Annotated in this window: 16 protein-coding genes; 2 read left to right on the top strand and 14 right to left on the bottom strand. The window is 44.7% G+C overall.

Annotated elements, in window-relative coordinates; all coding sequences use genetic code 11:
• Positions 1–69: 69 nt before the first annotated feature.
• From tnpA to CW749_RS21235, 13 genes are all read right to left on the bottom strand, one after another.
• Positions 70–504: an IS200/IS605 family transposase gene (gene tnpA / locus CW749_RS21295; RefSeq protein WP_101114398.1), complete on the bottom strand. Its 435-nt coding sequence runs from the start codon at positions 502–504 to the stop codon at positions 70–72.
• A 199-nt stretch (positions 505–703) separates the two neighbouring features.
• Complete coding sequence (locus CW749_RS21290) at positions 704–2,086, bottom strand: class II fumarate hydratase (RefSeq protein WP_101114397.1); 1,383 nt, start codon at positions 2,084–2,086, stop codon at positions 704–706.
• 10 nt (positions 2,087–2,096) lie between these two features.
• A complete protein-coding gene (locus CW749_RS21285; RefSeq protein ID WP_101114396.1) occupies positions 2,097–2,480 on the bottom strand; it encodes a hypothetical protein in 384 nt (127 codons plus the stop codon).
• 76 nt (positions 2,481–2,556) lie between these two features.
• A complete protein-coding gene (locus tag CW749_RS21280) occupies positions 2,557–3,717 on the bottom strand; it encodes a mandelate racemase/muconate lactonizing enzyme family protein (protein ID WP_101114395.1) in 1,161 nt (386 codons plus the stop codon).
• A 48-nt stretch (positions 3,718–3,765) separates the two neighbouring features.
• The gene (locus CW749_RS21275) at positions 3,766–4,431 is read right to left on the bottom strand and encodes a 2-dehydro-3-deoxy-6-phosphogalactonate aldolase (RefSeq protein WP_101114394.1); all 666 of its coding nucleotides are present in this window, start codon (positions 4,429–4,431) and stop codon (positions 3,766–3,768) included.
• On the bottom strand, positions 4,401–5,354 hold the full coding sequence (locus tag CW749_RS21270) for a 2-dehydro-3-deoxygalactonokinase (RefSeq protein ID WP_101114393.1): 954 nt from the start codon (positions 5,352–5,354) through the stop codon (positions 4,401–4,403). The genes CW749_RS21275 and CW749_RS21270 overlap by 31 nt, the downstream gene beginning before the upstream one ends.
• Before the next feature lie 12 nt (positions 5,355–5,366).
• Complete coding sequence (locus CW749_RS21265; RefSeq protein ID WP_101114392.1) at positions 5,367–6,794, bottom strand: NAD-dependent succinate-semialdehyde dehydrogenase; 1,428 nt, start codon at positions 6,792–6,794, stop codon at positions 5,367–5,369.
• A gap of 9 nt (positions 6,795–6,803) precedes the next feature.
• Entirely contained in the window at positions 6,804–7,778 is a 975-nt protein-coding gene (locus CW749_RS21260) for an aldo/keto reductase (protein WP_101114391.1), read from the bottom strand.
• A 77-nt stretch (positions 7,779–7,855) separates the two neighbouring features.
• Positions 7,856–9,031, bottom strand: a complete 1,176-nt coding sequence (locus tag CW749_RS21255) for an ABC transporter permease (protein WP_101114390.1) — start codon at positions 9,029–9,031, stop codon at positions 7,856–7,858.
• The gene (locus CW749_RS21250) at positions 9,021–9,821 is read right to left on the bottom strand and encodes an ATP-binding cassette domain-containing protein (protein WP_101114389.1); all 801 of its coding nucleotides are present in this window, start codon (positions 9,819–9,821) and stop codon (positions 9,021–9,023) included. The genes CW749_RS21255 and CW749_RS21250 overlap by 11 nt, the downstream gene beginning before the upstream one ends.
• Before the next feature lie 106 nt (positions 9,822–9,927).
• A complete protein-coding gene (locus CW749_RS21245) occupies positions 9,928–10,995 on the bottom strand; it encodes a sugar ABC transporter substrate-binding protein (RefSeq protein WP_101114388.1) in 1,068 nt (355 codons plus the stop codon).
• Between the two features lie 84 nt (positions 10,996–11,079).
• Positions 11,080–11,823: a FadR/GntR family transcriptional regulator gene (locus CW749_RS21240; protein ID WP_101114387.1), complete on the bottom strand. Its 744-nt coding sequence runs from the start codon at positions 11,821–11,823 to the stop codon at positions 11,080–11,082.
• Between the two features lie 309 nt (positions 11,824–12,132).
• Positions 12,133–13,038: a DUF808 domain-containing protein gene (locus CW749_RS21235; protein WP_101114386.1), complete on the bottom strand. Its 906-nt coding sequence runs from the start codon at positions 13,036–13,038 to the stop codon at positions 12,133–12,135.
• A 364-nt stretch (positions 13,039–13,402) separates the two neighbouring features.
• Between CW749_RS21235 and CW749_RS21230 the strand changes: the two genes are divergently transcribed.
• A complete protein-coding gene (locus CW749_RS21230) occupies positions 13,403–13,690 on the top strand; it encodes a hypothetical protein (RefSeq protein WP_101114385.1) in 288 nt (95 codons plus the stop codon).
• A 19-nt stretch (positions 13,691–13,709) separates the two neighbouring features.
• Here the strand turns inward: CW749_RS21230 and CW749_RS21225 are convergent, their stop codons facing one another.
• Positions 13,710–15,203, bottom strand: a complete 1,494-nt coding sequence (locus CW749_RS21225; protein WP_101114384.1) for a HAMP domain-containing sensor histidine kinase — start codon at positions 15,201–15,203, stop codon at positions 13,710–13,712.
• 267 nt (positions 15,204–15,470) lie between these two features.
• On the opposite strand from CW749_RS21225, the gene CW749_RS21220 reads away from it, so the two are divergent.
• Complete coding sequence (locus CW749_RS21220; protein WP_101114383.1) at positions 15,471–16,487, top strand: TRAP transporter substrate-binding protein; 1,017 nt, start codon at positions 15,471–15,473, stop codon at positions 16,485–16,487.
• Positions 16,488–16,523: the final 36 nt, after the last annotated feature.

The raw sequence follows: 16,523 nt of genomic DNA, 5'->3' as shown, positions 1-16,523 counted from the left end.
TTTTATTAGTTAATTACCACCTTCTAAAGAAGGTGGCTTAGTGTTGACCCCCTAAAAGGGGGCTTTTGTTTAGTCGAGCGCTAACTGTTGCTGTTCCACTCGCTCTTGTTTCTCCTGATACTTTACATATCTGCGGATTATTTCTTCATTGATTCCTACACTATCGACAAAATAGCCTCGCTGCCAAAAGTGATTGCCCCAGAGCTTATTCTTCCGTAGATACGGAAACTTACTGAACAACTTTAAGGCTATTTTTCCTTTCAACACGCCCATCAACTTGGATATCGATAGCTTCGGTGGAACTTTTATCACCAGATGAACGTGGTCTACTTGCACGTTTAGTTCAACTACTTCACATCCAAGTTGATTACAGTAAACATTTATACACCGATAAACTTCTTTGCCTACATTGTTTCTCAATATCCTAAAACGATACTTGGGCGTCCATACTATGTGATATTGACACCGCCAAAATACGTGGGATGCTTGATTATATCTACTCATGTTTTATGTCCTCTTTGACTTCTGGAAAAATCAAGGAAGCATTTAACATGGGTAGTTTTTCAGGCAAAGCCAAAATGGATGATAACCACCTACTGAAGTAGGTGGTTTAGGGCTGAAAACAAAAACAGGCACCGAAGTGCCTGAATCATTACCGCTAATCTACTAGCGAGAGATTGCTTAGTGTGAAGATACGTTCAAATTACTGCGCAATACCACCTTTCGTTAACTTCGCTGGGTCGAGCAGCTTTTGAAGCTCTTCACGTGTTAGATCTGTTTCTTCTTCCGCCACGTCGATAATAGCGCGTTGCTCTTTGTAGGCTTTCTTAGCGACTTCTGCAGCTTTCAAGTAACCGATAACTGGGTTTAGCGCTGTTACTAGAATCGGGTTCTTAGCAAGCGCCACTTGCAAGTTATCCTCACGTACGTTGAAGGTCGAGATTGCTTTATCCGCTAATTGAGTAGATGCATTCGCCAATAGCTCGATACTTTGGATAATATTCAACGCGATAACAGGCAACATAACGTTCAGCTGGAAGTTGCCAGACTGACCACCCACAGTGATGGTTGCATCGTTACCAATCACTTGTGCTGCTACCATTGCAGCTGCCTCAGGAATAACTGGGTTCACTTTCCCCGGCATAATGGAAGAACCAGGCTGAAGGGCTTGCAGTTCGATTTCACCCAGACCAGCTAATGGACCAGAGTTCATCCAACGAAGATCGTTCGCGATTTTCATGATGGCAACAGCGCCTGTTTTTAGCTGACCAGACAATCCAACAATCGCATCTTGGCTAGACATGTTGTAGAAGAAGTTTTCACTCGAAACGAACTCTACGCCTGTCGCTGCCGAAATATTCTTTGCAAACAAACCAGCAAATTCTGGAACCGCATTGATGCCAGTACCAACGGCTGTACCACCCTGAGCTAACGCTTTAACACGAGGTAGCGTTTCTTCAATACCACGCTGTGCTGAGTCAATTTGGAATTTCCAACCGCGCAGTTCTTGCGATAAAGTCACTGGCATTGCATCCATTAGGTGGGTACGACCCGTTTTAACGACATGCTCAACGGCGACGGCTTTCTCTTCCGTTTTATCGCTCAAATACTTAAGCGCGGGCAGAAGTTGCTTTTCTGCGGCTAGTGCGGCGCTAACAGCAATAGCGGTAGGAATAACGTCGTTGCTGCTTTGCCCCATGTTCACGTGATCATTTGGGTTTACGTCTTTGCCGACTTTTTGAGAAGCCAGCGTCGAGATAACCTCGTTGGCATTCATGTTTGAACTGGTGCCAGAACCCGTTTGGAACACGTCTACAGGAAACTGTTCTAAGTGCTGACCATCAATAATTTCCTGACAAGCGGATGAAATCGCATCAGCTACGTCTTGATCTAGCAGATTAAGCTCGGCATTGCTTTTTGCCGCTGCTTGTTTCACAAAAGCTAAAGCTTGAATGAATTTGGCTGGCATGGTGATGCCACTAATTGGAAAGTTGTCTACCGCGCGTTGAGTTTGTGCTTGATACAATGCTGCTTCTGGCACTTGCACTTCGCCCATGCTGTCTTTTTCGATACGGTAAGTGGTCATTCTATTTCCTTTATAGATCGGTAGTGTATTGGATGTTTTGCAGGTCTTTTTGTAGCGATAGAAAACGCTCGTAGCCCGCTGATGAATGGCAGTAATGCCGCTTTAGCGCAATAAGAGGACCGTGAATTTGATCTAAACAGATTTGCCGTAATGTCCGACAATTGGTGGCGTCATTGATGGTTTCTAGAAGGTTGTAATACACTCTGCGAAGAAACAGTTCTTCCAATAGTGGATTAGCAAAGTCTGTCCCCTTTCCATACCAAGAAGCCAAATTAAGGGTAGCTTGGATGTAGCTAAAAACCACTTCGTGCTCAAACCCGTTTTCTTCGGTATGAAACAGAAAGCGATCTTCAGCTTGATAGAACGTTTGATATAAAAAGGTAGACTCTTTCATGATCGACTCAATTAAACTAAATCTTATTGATAACCATTATCATTCTAATTGAGTCGATGTTTCAATGTTTTTGTCGTTAACTAATCAAATATTGCTGTATGAACGACATATCGGGCTCGATACACAAGCCATGCCCTTTGGGTAAACCGATCATGCCGTCTTTATCTTTAACCTGAGACAACACATCCAACGAATGAACAAGTAGGTCTTCTCTAAATCGATTTGGGGTTGTGTCGTATTCCAACATTGGTTGAACGGGATGTGCGCCACCGGGTAAATCGGGCATGGAAGCAAGAAGGTGAATATTGGTTGCTACAGCAATGGCGGAGCCCCAAACATGGTTAACAACAGGAACAAAATGGCTATGGGCCATGGACAAGACTTTTTGGTACTCCGTTATACCACCGAGCGCACAGGTTTCAGGTTGCAACAAATCCACACATTTGTGCTCAATCAAATCACGGAATCCCCACCTCGAAAACTCCGCTTCACCACCAGCAATACACATGTCCAAATGGGTACATAAATCTCGATAACCTTGTTTGTCTTCTGGCGCGACGGGTTCTTCAAACCAACTCACACCAAGCCGTTCTAGTTCTCGTCCTAAAGGCAATGCTTCACGAGTGGTATAAGCGTGGTTGGCATCCACCATGATTTCGATGTCCTTTCCGACAGAACTTCTCACCGCTTCAACTAATTCAACATCTTTTGTCACGCCCATGCCGATTTTCATCTTCATGGCTTTGAATCCCATTGAAGCAATCTTCACGCTTTCTTTTTCGAACCTTTCTTTTAAGTCCGGAACGCGTTGCAACATCATCCCGTAGCCGTATACCGGAATTTCATCTCGAAATGCACCACCGAGTAATTGATACAACGGCTGCTCATAGAATTTGCCTTTAATATCCCAAAGTGCGATATCAACGCCCGAAAGAGACTGCAAAGGCATGCCTTTTTGCCCATGGTCGCGCAGCAAGTTGTACACTTTATGCCAAATCACTTCGTTGTCTAATGGGTTCATCCCTACTATTAATGGCGCAATCACTTGTTCCACAATGGTTTGATTCGCCAGCGCCACTCCACCGCCACCGAATGCTTCGCCGTAGCCCACTAGCCCGTTGTCCGTTGTAATCTCGATAATATGAGCCGTTCTTTTGGCGTAGTATTGCTGCGAATAACCCAACTCTTCTTCTAGGTCATATTGCAGTACATAACTCTTCACCTTTGTTATTTTCATGGTGACCTCTTTACTTCCCTGTTGTACTGACTCAAATTGCGACAAACATCATCTCGAAAGATCAGTCATCCGAACCAAGCGATGCCACTCAGCGACAAATTCTTTAGCATTCTTTGCAAATTCACTATGCGGTATACCTACTCGATAAAGAGCACTGCCTAACCCAAAGCCACTCGCACCGGATTGTCGATATTCCGACATGTTTGAAGGGGTAATTCCACCGACTGGCAACACCTTTACATGCTTAGGTAGTATGGCTTTCCACGCCTTTAAACCTGTCGCTAAAACTTGCTCAGCGGGAAACAGTTTGAGCGCAGTGGCACCAACCTTAAGTGCACCGAAGGCTTCACTCGGCGTCGCGACTCCGGGAATCACCACAAGGTTTTTGTTCGCAGCGTACTCGATGAGCTCGGTGTCCATGTGCGGCATTACGATCAATCTGCCCCCTACACTCTCCACTTCGTCAATATCGTTTGTGGTTAACACCGTGCCAGCCCCAATAAGACAATCATTTCCTAAATCGCTCGCCAATATCGAGATGCTTTTAATCGCGTCAGGTGAATTTAAAGGCACTTCGATAATGGAGATGCCTTCATCAACTAATATCTTTGCGTATTGCAAAACTTCGGTTGGGGTAATGCCTCTTAAAATCGCTACCAAGCCGCATTGACTTAGGTGCCGATTTAGCTCTGTTGCTTGTTGTTCTGAATCCATGAATGCATCTCCCAAATCCCTTGTGCAGCCGTATTGTTGTATTGCTTAATGTTCATTTCCGATTTGAAAAATCTCAGCGCCATTCGGTATAGGTCACACAAGTGCTCATCACCTATTAAAGAAATTTCTGCTGGCAAACCGCCTAATGCTGACTTTGCTTCCTTAATTTCCGCACCTATCAACAAACCAGAGAGATAAGAGAACCGATGGGCACTTTCGACTTCTCCGAATAAAACGGCACTTCGGCATGAAAACAGCTCGGACATGATCCCTGCTGCATTCAAACTTGCATTCACACCTTTTAAAAACGAGTCGATGTCCAGCGATTGTTTCTCTTCACTGTATCCAGCCGCAAGTATCGAGTGCTTTCTTAGGAGTGAGTACAACTCTCCCGTCATGTAGGTTTGAAATTCTGCAATCTGAAGGTTTTGAATCAACACCCACTTGCAATGTGTGCCGGGGAGAACGATCCATCCATCGTAAGTTCGTTCCCAGCTATTCAGGAAAGGCAGTAACTGCGTTTCTTCACCACGCATTAGGTCGATTTGACGACCTTGATAACTCACACCAGGAATCAAATTCACCAATTGGCAATCTTTGGTGAGGAGCGAATGCCCTCCAGCGTGCAGGTCTTCAATGGCACAAGGTGCTTCAACATACGGCACTTCTACCCAACCTATTTTGCTGGTTACCATGCCTGTCAGATAGACATGTAAAGCAGGAAAAGCCATCAACCAGTCGTCGACTGCGGCATAAAACACTTGTTCGTATGTCAGCGTTTTACCGTCACTTTCAGGTAATTGAAGTACCCCCCATGGAAAGCTTTTCTCCGCCATAAGGTCGCCCTTATCACTGAGTAGGTAAGCTCGCAGCATGGTTGAACCCCAATCCATCGCTATAACACTGGCTGTGTGCGTTTTCATTCCGATCTGTCCTTAATCCAGCGCTCGCGTAATTCTTTTCACTGCTAAATAGTCGTGCAGAGCTAAGTGCGAGCAATCGCATCCGATACCCGACTGCTTGATCCCTCCATGGGGCAAGTCGATACCATATTTCACGCCATTGATTTGGATTTCGCCAAATCTAAGCTGCGTTGCACAACGCTGGGCTTTCGCTTGATCTTGAGTAAACACATAAGCGGTGAGCCCTGCATCTGTGTCATTAGCATGATCCAGTACTTCCGCTTCATTTTCAAACTCATAGATTGAGACAACAGGGCCAAAAATTTCTTCTTGGTACATTCGCATCTCGCTATTCAAATGGGTTAACACGGTTGGCATGTAGAAGTGACCCGTGTGTATCAAATCAGGCTTATTTCCGCCATACAAAAGCGCTGCGCCTTTAATGACGGCATCTTGTACCAACTCATCTACCCTTTTTAACGCTTGCGCATCTATAAGCGGTCCCATTTCATTGTCACTTTGAAGCCCGTAACCGACCTTCACCGCCTTTGCTCTTTCGACGACTTTAGAGGCAAATTCACTCGCGACACTTTTTTGAACAAATACACGGTTTGGGGTAACACAGATTTGCCCACAATTGCCAAACTTAACCGCACACACAATATCGGCAGCGAGATCCAAGTCGGAATCGGCAAAAACCAGTACAGGCGCATTCCCTCCTAATTCCATTGAATACCGCTTTATAGAAGTAGAACCCGTTTTCATAATGTGTCTGCCCGTTGCTATCGAACCAATCAGCGTTAGCATGGACGGAATGGTCGAAGCTGAAAGTGCATCGCCGACTTCTGCATCATCGCCACACACAACGTTTACAACCCCAGCAGGAAGACCAATATCGTGGCACAGCTTTCCAACTAAATACGCTGACATGGGTGACTTTAACGAAGGCTTGATGACAATAGGGCAACCCGACGCCATAGCGGGACCAATCTTGAACGCGAGATTCAGCAGTGGGAAGTTCCATGCAAGAAATGCCGCGACAACACCGACAGGTTCATGAACCAATTCATGGCTGTGTGTTCCCTCTTTATCGAGAAGAGAATCGGGGCGAAATCTTGATATTTCTTCTGCATAGAAAGCGAGGCTGTTTACTAAAGACTCAAAATCTTCTTGCGTCCCCGCCCAGCTTTTCCCCATTTCCAATTGAATGGCTTCTCGAAGTGCCATTTCATTTTCAATCACCGCATCTCGCAATTTGTTCATCCACTGAACGCGTTCTGAAATAGTGGTGGTCGACCATGTAGCAAAAGCTTTTTCCGCCGCTTCAAGTGCGTGATTCGCATCGGATGCATTCGCCTTTGTTATTGAGCCTGTCACTTCTAGAGTCGCTGGGTTCACAACGTCGTATACTGATTCGGTTGCGACCAGATTGCCACCAATGTACATAGGTAAAGTGTTCATGCTTTTCTCCTAAAACGGTTTGGTGTCTGAAGACAGATCTAGCCAGTCAACTTCAGCCTGAGACAGTGTAAGAGACGCGGCGTGCAAAGAGGTTTTCACTTGTTCGGGTGTTTCTGCACCGTTAAGTGCAATCACCGGAAAAGGCTGATTGAGCACATAGGCCAATGCCATTTCAAACATGTTGAGACCTTTAATTGAAGCCAGCTCTGTCGCGCGTTTTTTCCTTTCGAAATTGGCGTAGGAATAGAAAACACGTACTAAATCGTCATCACTGGTATCGTTGACGTCACCTTTAGCAAAGAACCCTCTCCCCAATGCAGACCAAGCAACGAGTGGGAAGTCATGTCGAGTAAACCATTGTTTGTCACTTTCTGAAGTCACAACCGTATCTGGCCAGAATGGCTCGTTGGCTTTCGCTAGGGAGAAATGGGGGCTTGAACTCATCATTTCAGCTTTGCCATTGGCCCGTGCATAATCAATGGCTTCTTGGATCCTTTCTGTGCTCCAATTCGATGCGCCATATGCACGGATACGCCCTTTTTTTACTTCCGTATCGAGCGCATCCACTAGCGGTCCAACGGGTTGAGTAAGGTCATCTCGATGGAACATCCAAATATCAAGATAATCGGTTTTTAACCTCGCTAAGGATCCATCAATGGCACGGTGAACCGATTCTGGGTTCACTTTTGCTCCTCCCGGATGAAGGGGCGCACAGTAGCCAGTTATCAAACCCTTGGTCGCAAGCACAATTTTTTCACGCATATCTGGGTTGGCTTCTAACCAATCCCCAATCACCATTTCTGAATAGCCGTGTTCTTCAACTGCACCGTATACTTCTGCGGTGTCTACGTAAGTGCCGCCATTTTCAACAAATGCATCCAACAAACTGAAATTACGATCCTTCGAATCAGGATGGAAAATCATAGTTCCTAGCCCAATAGCCGAAACAGGCTTATTGATGGATGGTAATGAGTACGTTTTCATCGTCATTATTCCTTATGAACAGTTGAGATCTTTAAGAACAGCAAACACGTCTTAAGACCTATAAACGAATGAGAAAATTAGGTTTTTCCTGTCTTCCTTGAAAGTGCATCAATCGAGACAGCGATTAATAAGATTGCGCCGGAGAACATCAACTTATCCGCTGCGCTGGCACCTGATAGGTCGAGCCCATTCCCTAAAGACCCAATCACGAGTGCACCTAAAATGGCATTCCACACACTGCCTCGCCCACCGAAAAGTGAAGTACCACCAATAACCGCTGCGCCTATTGCATCCAACAAGAGCGGTCCACCTGCGAAGGCATTAAACGATACAGAGGCATAACGAGAAGCCCCGACAATTCCAGCCAGTGCCGCCATTAAACCGGTAATAGCAAATGCGGCGATTTTGATTTTGTTTAGCGATATGCCGACTCGTCTTGCCGATTCCGGATTACCACCAACTGCGAACAACGCTCTACCAAATGGAGTGGATGTTGTGATCCACGCGAATAGTAAGCTGATTCCAAATAGGATGAGCACCACCAACGGGACACCTTTGTAGCTATTGAGCGTCATAACCGCAGCCCCAGCTAGCACCGCAAAGAATAGGATTTTTCCAGCGATACCCGATACAGCATCTTGCTCCAGCCCCATTTTCTCTCGCTGGCGATATTCACGAGTGGCGAACAAGATCATGAGGAGAATGCCTGATGCAACAATCGCCCATCCGAGCCAATCTGGAAGGCTTGTTGTGGTAATACCGCGGATAAATGGGTCGCGTACATTTATTGCTCCATGAATACCCAAGATCTTAAGCATCAAGCCCTGAAAGCCCAATAAACCGGCCAGTGTGACCACAAAGGAAGGGATTCCAATATAGGCAACCAAGCTGCCTTGAAACATACTTAAGGCAACACCCGTTCCAATAGCAGCCAGGCATGCCAGCGGTGCAGGTATACCTAAATTGGTCGTCAATACCGCTAAAATGGCCGCACAAACACCGGCGGTAGCCGCAACCGATAAATCAATATCGCCCAAAAGCAAAAGTATCGTGATGCCCACAGCCAAAATGCCGACAACGGAACTTTGCATAAAGAGAAAATAAAAGTTTCGAGCACTTAAAAAAGCCGGCTCCGTGATGCCGAAGTACGTCCAAATAGCGAATAAGGCAAATAACACGGGTACAAAATTGCCAAATTTGGAACTTCTGAGTTTGGTAAAAAGGCTCATATTTTGAGAAGATTTAGCCGACATGCTTCACCTCCTCTTCATGACCGCGAGTCATCGCAACAACGATTTCGTCAGGATTGGTTTCATGAGTGTTGTAGACGCCAATATTCTCTCCGTGGCGCATGACGGTGATTCGATCGCACACTTCAAAAATATCGGACAAATTATGTGAGATATACACAACAGCATGATTGGTTTCACGAAGTCTTTTCACTACATCGAGCACTTGCCTGGTTTGCGCGACACCCAATGCAGCGGTAGGTTCATCCAATAGCACCACGCTCGAATCCGCTCCGACTGCACGTGCAATGGCGATTGCCTGCCTTTGCCCACCAGACAATACTTCTACTTTTGCCCGAACCGATTTCAGTGTTTTTACTTGAAGCTGACCTACTGCTTTAAGTGCTTTTTTCTCCATTTGGAGGTGGTCCAATGGTCTTAGCGCTCTTGGTAGCCAATTTAACCAACCGCTATCGATAACGGGTTCGCTACCGAGTGACAAGTTGGCGGCTACATCCAAGTTTTCGCACAAAGCCAAATCTTGATAGACAATCTGTATCCCGAGTTGATTCGCACTTTGAGGCGAATCGACAGCGACATTTTTACCATCGACAAAGAACTCACCGTGGTCGGCAATATAAGCACCAGCAAGGGTTTTCATTAATGTCGATTTACCCGCACCGTTGTCGCCAACCAGTGCCATGACTTCCCCTCGCTGAACTTCAAAATGCACATCTTTAAGTGCTTCCACACTGCCAAATGATTTCCGAATTCCGGAAACTTTCAAATGAGGGACAACTGAGTCTTGTTCCATTGGCACTCCTTGCCTTTCTTCGTCCATGTTTTCATTCGCTGTGCCGACAGCTAGATGACGTCGGCACAGTATTTACGCGTCATAAACTTATTCACATGTCACAAGTCTATTTACAGAAACGTGTTTTAGCGGCTTCACCCTGACACACATCCGATTTTTCAATTGAAGGATCGTTATCGATAACGTACGCCACGCCGTTTTCACCCACTACGGAATAGTGTTCAACAGGAACGAAGGATACGTCCGCGTCTACGCCATTTTTAACCGTGCCTGATGTCAGTGAATCCACGCTTTGACCATTCAGAAGTTTGTCGACAACCTGTGCCGTCACACCCGCCATTTTGTCGAACGGTCGCCATACCGATTGTGTTTGCTGCCCAAGCAAAATTAGCTGAAGTGCTTGCACTGTCGCATCCAAACCACTGACAGGAACATTTCCCGACATGCCTTGCTCTTCCAGTGAAGCGATGGCCGCAGCAGCATTACCATCATTCGAAGAAACAACACCCTGAACGTTGTTATCCAACTTGGTCAGTGCTTGGTCCATTGAGCGACGAGCAATCGCGGGGTCCCAACCTTGTGTCCAGTTTTCATACCCCAGCTTTCTTTCGCCAGAATCAAACAAAGGTTGAAGCACATTCATTTGCCCTTTAAAGATCACCGCTGCATTCGGATCCGTCGGTGAACCTTTCAACATTACTAAGGTGTCACCTTTACTGGTGTTATCGACGATATGTTGCGCTTGCGATTCACCCGTTTTTTCCATAGAGGCTTGAATCCAAAAGCTGGTGTTTTCTGAATGAATCATTCGATCGTACGCGATAGTAGGTACGGACGATTCCGCAGCAGAGTCGGCAATGATCGCTGCCGATTCACCGTCAATAGGGATAACGACCAATACTTTCGCACCACGCGTTAAAGCCTGCTCCGCTTGGCGTTGCTGGGTGGCTGTATCGTTATTGGCGTTAAACACTTCTACTTTTGTATCTGGTGATATGTTTTTCATCGCTTCCACAAAAAAGTGGGCATCTTGGCTTTCCCAACGGGGATTTACGTTTTCTGGTAGTAGCATTGCGACAAAATCTTCTGCCAGTACTGGTGTGCTGGTCATCGCAACGGCAGACGCAAAGGTCGCCATTGTTAACATCGCTTTTGTTTTCACGTTCCTAATCATGTTTTACTCCTGCTGTTCATTTCCCTTTGTTACAGCCCAATCGCTCTAGATTTGAAGAGCGAACCGTTTCTATTTCCTAGTCGATCATTGAGATTTCCCGTCTAACCTTTCTTTAAGCCGATCACTGGCATCCACCAGCAAGTTCAGCATTCGGTTTTTCGCTTCTTCCCCTTCACCTTTCGCGATCAGTTCGTAGACTTCACGGTGAAAGGGAATGGACGATTCGTTTTCTCTTGGGTCGGTATTGGTCATTCGAATACTGCTAAGGAGTGCAGAAAAAATGATGCCTTCTAAAGCACCTAAAAATTCATTGTGTGTGGCTCTTAATATTGAGCGATGAAATTGTGCATCAGCGAATACGAAATCTTCCGTAGAGCTGGTTTCTTTTTCCATCGCTTCTATGGCGTGTTTAATGTTTTGCAAATCTTCTTCTGTCGCACGTTGGGCTGCCCAAAACGCGGCTTGAGGTTCGAATATCACTCGTACTTCCATTAACTGTGCGAGAAATTCGTCGGTCGGTGGTGTGGCTTGGTACCATGCCAATACATCATCATCTAACAGCCCCCAATCGTTTCGTGAGCGTACTTTTGTGCCGATCCCCCTTCTTACCTCTAATAGCCCTTTGCCGACTAAAATCTTAATCGCGTCTCGCACGCTAGAACGGCTGACCTGATATCTCTCAGCCAATGCGCCTTCTTCTTCTAATAGATCGCCTGGCTTATATAGCCCTGAAACCACTCTGCGCCCTATCTCTCGCGCCACTTGACTGGCTAGACTTGGGGTTAAGCCTGCTATTTGTTTCAAATTGTAGTAAGAAAGCTCATTCATAGGACGACCTTAAACATCTGATGTTTGCGTTGATATTATTAATGCATTTGTTTATTTTTTAATCGAGTGAATTTTATACACAGAATGGTCACTTCTTAACCTTGAAACGCCATTCTCAAGATTGAAGCAAAAAGAATAAGGGATTTGATGAGTAGCCAAGATCCGCATTATGGAGGTGATACAACGAGAGAGTATTGAATAAAAAAAGGGCAGCCAAGATAAGCTGCGCAAAGGTTTGGAGAAGTTTTAGAATACTTTGAGTACTTTGAATAAGAAGTGAGGTGAGCTCACCCAACAGAAAGCAATCTGTTACCTCGATTTGAGGAAACTTACTGCTCCCATTACAGACACCACAATCAGTCCAGCTATGAACCCAGCTAGGCCGTTAAGTAAAGTCGGCAGAAAACCGTTTATAAACGGGATAGACGGGATGGAAGAAATGATGGTTTCTATTAAGTGATGGATCACAGGAACGCCATGAACCACTATGCCTCCGCCCACCAGAAACATTGCCAGTGTGCCAACGATTGTAAGCGTGTGCATGAGTTTTGGTGCAAACGCGACTAGACCGTCACCAAGTGCAGTTATAACCCCATCACCCTGCCCTTTTTCTTGCAGATAGAAGCCAAGATCATCAAGTTTTACGATACCAGCAACCAAACCATAAACACCGATTGTCATCAGTAAGGCAATCACACTCACAACCAATACCTGAGTGGTAAATACTTGGTTTTGTACAGTTCCTAACGCAATCACAATGATTTCAGCCGACAAAATAAAATCGGTACGAATGGCACCAGCAATTTTCTTTTTCTCGTACTCTTCTATGTTTTCAACATGCTCAGAGACTGAAGCGGGTTCCTCATCTTCCTCTTGTACGTGAAACATTTTCTCTAACACTTTTTCTGTACCTTCAAAGCAAAGAAAAAGCCCACCCACCAATAAAAGAGGCGTAATCAACCATGGAGCAATAGAACTAATTAACAGCGCTGATGGCACCAATATGAGCTTATTTTTGAACGAACCTTTAGCAACAGACCACACTACAGGTATTTCTCGGTCAGCACGAACGCCCGAAACTTGCTGAGCATTCAGGGCGAGATCGTCCCCTAAAACTCCAGCGGTTTTCTTTGCAGCGACTTTTGACATCACAGCGACATCATCTAAAACCGTAGCAATATCATCCAACAACGTTAAAAGACTTAATCCAGCCATATAATCCTTCTGAATAGCAACGACATCTAATAAAATACGCGGCGATCCAACTTTAAGCCTTCTCTACCACGTCAAAACAAAGTTCAAATTGAAACTTTAAGAAACACATAATAACACTTTGTTACACTTCAAAATATCAGTTTTTGAAGCTATTTTTCTATTGCGTTTTCTTAATTAACAAACAGTTACCGTACTATTACCGTTTTATTTTGGACCAACTTTGCGTTTTTTGCTGTGTTAGCCGTGGTGAAATCCCGAAATTGAAACATTTTCTCGTCATTCTCAAAATCGGTGTAAATTCGATCTTGTACATATATATAGAACGATATACCATATATGAAATTTTAATTCGATAGGTAACGTCATGAAAAATATAGCTGTACTGCTCATCTCACTTACTTTATCCACCGCTGCCTATGCAGATGTAACGATTCAGAAAAACAGAGTTGTGTGCGAAACCAACGCATCAATACAAAAATTCGTGAAAAGAAAAGCGGTAAAGAAGAACGCGCAATTGCCCGATGGTTCTCGTGTTCTTGAGCGGAAAAGGAAAGTGGAGGTTTTGAAAAACTTCACAAGTAAAGGCTATGTACTGGTAGAAACTAAGTTGGGCGACAAACTGTTTGTCAGTAAAGAAGCGCTCTCTCGCTAGGATCTAGGGTCTGTTGCACTTAGATTGCAGGCTTGTACGGGAACGTAACCTCAAAAGTTGTGCCTTCTCCAGGTCGACTTTTGCAGTTTATTTTCCCGTCGAGTAGATGAGTCACAAGGTTATAAACAACGGCAAGACCTAAACCATTTCTTCCTTGCCCTCTTTGAGTGGTAAAGAACGGATCAAAAATTTTGGCTAAGTTTTCTTCATCGATTCCTTTTCCTTTATCTTTAATCACAATACATATGTCGGTACCAACGACTTGAGTTTCGATTTCAATGATTTGTTTTTCAGTGTCATCAGAGTGATGGATTGCGTTTTCAATTAGGTTGTTCATGACATCAAGGAGAGCTTCTTTAAAAACAAACGCCGATATACCCGCCTGCCCTTCTAGTTCAATTTCTACGTTGTCTTCAGACGTAAGATCGTGATTCGTGACAATGTCTTCGATAAGCTCCGACACCATAACCGCATCTTCATGGACACTTTCATGTTCAATCGCAATTTTCTTAAAGCACTGAATCAACTCTGACGATTTTTCTAGGTTGTCTTGCACCATTTCCAGACAAGATTGGGAATCGGCAATAAATTGTTCGCAGCTTTTCTTCGACAATTTTCCACTGGAAAGCAGCTTTTCAAAGCTCATTACTTTCTCTTTCATATGGGATGCAGAGGTAATACCTATTCCAATCGGTGTATTCAATTCGTGTGCAACACCTTTTACAAGTACACCTAACGACGCCATTTTCTCTGATTCCACAAGCTTCGCTTGCGCTTGTTCCAATGCGAACACATTTTCTGTTAGGTCATCAAACGATTCTTCCAATTGCTTGGTTCGCTGATCAACTTGCTCCTCCAATTGCAAATTTAAACGATCTAACTTCTTAGACGCTTTTCGTAAGCGAGTAATAAGTGAAACAAGAATCGCGATACCTGCCATAACCGCCAATGCAGTGATAGCCAACGTCGTGTATTCGCGATTTCGGTAGTCTCGTAGCAATGCGTTGATGTGTTTCTGATCTTGCTGAATAAGCACTGCGAGTATTTCACTTACTTCCGTTATTTTGGGTGACAAATACTCGATAAGGTCAAACGCGATATCGTCTGAATTTCGTTTCGCCAGTGCAATAATTTCCTTTCTTTCCGGTACCATTTCCTTCATCAAAATGGCTAACCACTTAACATCATCGTTGTTTGGTAGCTGATCTCTTAAATTATTAATCGATTCTTCGAGAAGCTCATTTGTTTCTATAGAAGAAGACACCCCGAGATCGATCAAACTTAGATCATCCTCAATCACCAAGCGAACCAGCTCCGTTTCCAGCGAATTCACCGCTGATGTAGCAGTAAGAATCGCGTTGGATCGTTTCTCTGATAAGTCTATGGTTCGTTCTATTTTATTATTGATTTGTAACAGCGAACTCGCCGCCCAGATACCCAACACAACAAGCATTGCAAGCACGAATATTGATGCTGCTAACATTCTGTCTTTACGATTGCGTAACATACTCATAGTTGGTCTCAAGCCACTCGCTTAACTCTATTTAATAACCCGTTTACGTCACGATCTTTTCTGAATTCCTGCATATTCTCTTAGCAGCTCAACGCTATTCATTCATTTGAGTATAGGCTAACAATAGTCTTGAGCTAAATTTTAACCAATGTGATCGACTTCAAAGACAATTACTCTAAGTTACCGGTAACATTTCCATCACAACGTTACCGGTAACATTACAACAATAAGCCGGAGTTGATGTGAAACTTAACAGGGATAACCTCAATGAAAACTGTATCGAAAACACTTGTACCCTCGCTAATTGCTGCTGTTTTGTCGTCTTCGGCATTTGCTGCAGACTTCAAATTAAAGATTCAATCTTCCGATCCTTCGGGAGATAAAAACTTTCAGGTTCAACAAGAATGGGCTGAACGTGTAGAAAAAATGTCTAACGGGCGGATCGACATCGATCTTCTTCCGGTTGGCGCTGTGGTGAAACACACCGAAACCCTAAATGCGATCAAGATAGGCATCCTAGATGGTCATATCACCGCAACTGGGTATTTCTCGGGTAAAGATCCTGCGTTTGGTTTGATTGGTAACATGGTCGGTGCGTGGTCTGATACCACTCAACTTCTCCAATACATGAACTACGGCGGCGGCAATGAATTGATGACCGAGCTGTATGCCCCTTATGGCGTTCAGTTTGTCGGTGCCTCTACGACTGGCGTTGAAGCGTTTGTGTCTAAGGTTCCCCTAGATGGTGTCGATGATTTGAAAGGGCTAAAGCTACGCGCGCCTGAAGGGCTTGTTCAACAAGTGTTTGCTGCTGCGGGTGCAACACCAGTTAACCTGCCTGGCTCAGAAGTATTTACTGGCTTGAGCAAAGGCGTTATTGATGCTGCCGATTACACGGTATTTTCAACGAACCAAAAAGCAGGCATGAACGATGTCGCTACCCACCCCGTTCAACCTGGCTTCCACTCACTGCCACTTATCGACATTTCGGTAAGCCAAAAAGCGTGGAAAAAAATGCCAGAAGACTTGCAAACTATCCTTAAAACATCGGTACGCGATCTTTCATACGACATAACGACACAGCTTAAAATTGCTGATCAGGCTGCACTGAAAGAAGCATCTGCCAATCCTAAAATCACAATTCACGACTGGTCTGCTGATGAACGTAAGAAATTCCGTGAAATTGCGAAAAGCCAATGGAAAGTGTTCGCCGAGCGCTCACCTAACGCACAAAAAGTCTATGACTCTGTTACCAGCTTCTTAGAAAACAACGGCCTACTTTAAGGCATCGATTTCTGGTAGTTGCAATGCATTATTACC

The sequence above is a fragment of the Vibrio sp. vnigr-6D03 genome (assembly GCF_002835515.1).
Lineage (GTDB): Bacteria > Pseudomonadota > Gammaproteobacteria > Enterobacterales > Vibrionaceae > Vibrio > Vibrio penaeicida.
The sequence above is the reverse complement of the archived record's forward strand: the minus strand, read 5'-3'. Positions and strand labels throughout refer to the sequence as shown.

Excerpts from the sequence above, each read along its gene's own strand:
- tnpA (WP_101114398.1), bottom strand. The coding sequence starts at position 504 with ATGAGTAGATATAATCAAGCATCCCACGTATTTTGGCGGTGTCAATAT.
- CW749_RS21290 (WP_101114397.1), bottom strand. The coding sequence starts at position 2,086 with ATGACCACTTACCGTATCGAAAAAGACAGCATGGGCGAAGTGCAAGTG.
- CW749_RS21285 (WP_101114396.1), bottom strand. The coding sequence starts at position 2,480 with ATGAAAGAGTCTACCTTTTTATATCAAACGTTCTATCAAGCTGAAGAT.
- CW749_RS21280 (WP_101114395.1), bottom strand. The coding sequence starts at position 3,717 with ATGAAAATAACAAAGGTGAAGAGTTATGTACTGCAATATGACCTAGAA.
- CW749_RS21275 (WP_101114394.1), bottom strand. The coding sequence starts at position 4,431 with ATGGATTCAGAACAACAAGCAACAGAGCTAAATCGGCACCTAAGTCAA.
- CW749_RS21270 (WP_101114393.1), bottom strand. The coding sequence starts at position 5,354 with ATGAAAACGCACACAGCCAGTGTTATAGCGATGGATTGGGGTTCAACC.
- CW749_RS21265 (WP_101114392.1), bottom strand. The coding sequence starts at position 6,794 with ATGAACACTTTACCTATGTACATTGGTGGCAATCTGGTCGCAACCGAA.
- CW749_RS21260 (WP_101114391.1), bottom strand. The coding sequence starts at position 7,778 with ATGAAAACGTACTCATTACCATCCATCAATAAGCCTGTTTCGGCTATT.
- CW749_RS21255 (WP_101114390.1), bottom strand. The coding sequence starts at position 9,031 with ATGTCGGCTAAATCTTCTCAAAATATGAGCCTTTTTACCAAACTCAGA.
- CW749_RS21250 (WP_101114389.1), bottom strand. The coding sequence starts at position 9,821 with ATGGAACAAGACTCAGTTGTCCCTCATTTGAAAGTTTCCGGAATTCGG.
- CW749_RS21245 (WP_101114388.1), bottom strand. The coding sequence starts at position 10,995 with ATGATTAGGAACGTGAAAACAAAAGCGATGTTAACAATGGCGACCTTT.
- CW749_RS21240 (WP_101114387.1), bottom strand. The coding sequence starts at position 11,823 with ATGAATGAGCTTTCTTACTACAATTTGAAACAAATAGCAGGCTTAACC.
- CW749_RS21235 (WP_101114386.1), bottom strand. The coding sequence starts at position 13,038 with ATGGCTGGATTAAGTCTTTTAACGTTGTTGGATGATATTGCTACGGTT.
- CW749_RS21230 (WP_101114385.1), top strand. The coding sequence starts at position 13,403 with ATGAAAAATATAGCTGTACTGCTCATCTCACTTACTTTATCCACCGCT.
- CW749_RS21225 (WP_101114384.1), bottom strand. The coding sequence starts at position 15,203 with ATGAGTATGTTACGCAATCGTAAAGACAGAATGTTAGCAGCATCAATA.
- CW749_RS21220 (WP_101114383.1), top strand. The coding sequence starts at position 15,471 with ATGAAAACTGTATCGAAAACACTTGTACCCTCGCTAATTGCTGCTGTT.